At 61.8% G+C, this 2,231-nt stretch carries 2 protein-coding genes; one reads left to right on the top strand and one right to left on the bottom strand.

The features are described 5' to 3' along the window. Positions 1-647: DEAD/DEAH box helicase (locus tag B3V69_RS06490; protein WP_414707475.1), on the bottom strand; the 647-nt coding region annotated here is incomplete at its 3' end. 78 nt (positions 648-725) lie between these two features. Here B3V69_RS06490 and argA point away from each other — a divergent pair. Beyond that, positions 726-2,075 (top strand): amino-acid N-acetyltransferase, encoded by a 1,350-nt coding sequence (gene argA / locus B3V69_RS06485; protein WP_296444891.1) that lies wholly within the window; start codon positions 726-728, stop codon positions 2,073-2,075. Positions 2,076-2,231: the final 156 nt, after the last annotated feature.

The raw sequence follows: 2,231 nt of genomic DNA, 5'->3' as shown, positions 1-2,231 counted from the left end.
TCGCGCGATTCTTCAAACGGCCGGTAGCGCTGCTCCACCGGGAACATGCGACCCGACACCATGATGACCGGCGCCGGGCCATTTCTACTGGCAAAGTGGTCGGCAAAACGTTGGGCGTCGATAGTAGCCGAGGTCACCACAATCTTCAGATCGGGACGGCGCGGCAAAATCTGGCGCAGGTAGCCCAGCAGGAAATCAATGTTGAGCGAACGCTCATGCGCCTCGTCAATGATGATGGTGTCGTAGGCTTTTAGCAGCGGGTCAGTCTGCGTCTCGGCGAGCAAGATGCCGTCGGTCATCAGCTTGACCGATGAATCGCGGCTCAGGCGGTCCTGAAACCGCACCTTGAAACCGACCACGTCGCCCAGCGTGGTTTTCAGCTCCTCGGCAATGCGCTTGGCCACGCTGCTGGCGGCGATACGGCGCGGCTGCGTGTGGCCGATCAGCTTGCCCCGACCGGGCGGGTAGTTCAGCTTGCCGCGCCCCATGGCCAGCGCGATCTTGGGCAGCTGGGTGGTCTTGCCGGAGCCGGTTTCGCCGCACACAATAATGACCTGATGCTCGGCCATGGCGGCCATGATCTCGTCACGTTTGCCCGATACGGGGAGGGATTCTGGAAACTCGATTTGGAGGGGCGTAGCAGTCAAGGCAATAACTTCGTAGAGAATCGGTGATTATCCTCGTCCCTTGTACCTGTCTTTCCACCACTACCCGGCCCTGTCTGCATGTCCTCCGTTTTCAACTTCACCTTCGTGCCCTGGTTCCGTTCGGTGGCGCCCTATATCCATAAATTTCGCAACCAGACCTTTGTGGTGGGCATCGCGGGCGAGGCCATTGCCGCGGGCAAGCTGCACCATATCGCGCAAGACCTGGCGATGATCCAGAGCATGGGCGTCAAAGTGGTGCTGGTGCATGGTTTTCGCCCGCAGGTGAATGAACAGCTCAAGGCCAAGGGCCATGCGCCGCGTTATTCGCACGGCATGCGGGTCACGGATGAGGTGGCGCTGGACTGCGCGCAAGAGGCTGCCGGCCAGCTGCGTTACGAGATCGAAGCCGCCTTCAGCCAGGGTCTGCCCAACACGCCCATGGCCGGCGCGACGGTGCGGGTGATTTCGGGCAACTTTCTCACGGCGCGCCCGGTCGGCATTGTGGATGGGGTGGATTTCCAGCACTCGGGTCTGGTGCGCAAGGTGGACGTGGCGGGCATCACGCGCACGCTGGACTTTGGCGCCATGGTGCTGCTGTCGCCCTTTGGCTTTTCGCCCACGGGCGAGGCCTTCAACCTGAACATGGAAGAAGTCGCCACCTCGGTGGCCACCGCCTTGCAGGCTGACAAGCTCATTTTCGTGACCGAGATCCCGGGCATCCGCATCCAGCCGGGGCAGCCCGAGGGCGAAGACAACCCGATCGATACCGAGCTGCCATTGGCCGCCGCCGAAAAGCTGCTGGCCGAGTTGCCGGCGCCCAACCAGCCCACGGACACGGCGTTTTACCTGCAGCACTGCGTCACGGCCTGCAAGAACGGTGTCGAGCGCAGCCACATCATCCCGTTTGCCGTGGATGGCGCTATCTTGCTGGAGGTGTATGTGCACGATGGCATCGGCACCATGGTGGTGGACGAAAAACTGGAGAGCCTGCGTGAAGCCTCGGTGGACGACGTCGGCGGCATCCTGCACTTGATCGAGCCGTTTGAGAAAGACGGCACCCTGGTCAAGCGCAGCCGCACCGAGATCGAGCGCGATGTCGGCAACTACACGGTGATCGAGCACGACGGCGTGATCTTTGCCTGCGCCGCGCTGTATCCCTACCCCGAAGGCAAAACTGCCGAAATGGCGGCCCTCACCGTGTCACCCCAGGTGCAGGGCCAGGGTGACGGCGAGCGCATCCTGAAACGCATAGAGCAACGTGCCAGAGCGGCTGGCCTGGACAGCATTTTTGTGCTGACGACCCGCACCACGCACTGGTTCCTGAAACGCGGCTTCGTGCTGGTCGACCCGGACTGGCTGCCCGAGGCACGCAAACGCAAATACAACTGGAATCGCAAGAGCCAGGTGCTGGTCAAGAAGATCGCTTAACCAGAGCAAGCCTGGCGCCGCGCCAGCGCTTGAACCGTCATGCTTTGACTTGTATCAGGCGCATGCTATATGGGCACCTGGAGAAGGCTTGTTAGCGGCGTTTGAGCTGACGCCAGATCAGCGCCAGGGCCAGCACGATGATGCCGCTGAAGCACA

This window comes from Rhodoferax sp. UBA5149 (genome assembly GCF_002413825.1).
Taxonomy (GTDB): Bacteria; Pseudomonadota; Gammaproteobacteria; order Burkholderiales; family Burkholderiaceae_C; genus Rhodoferax.
Note: the sequence above shows the minus strand (reverse complement) of the source record. Positions and strands in the feature narration are given on the sequence as shown.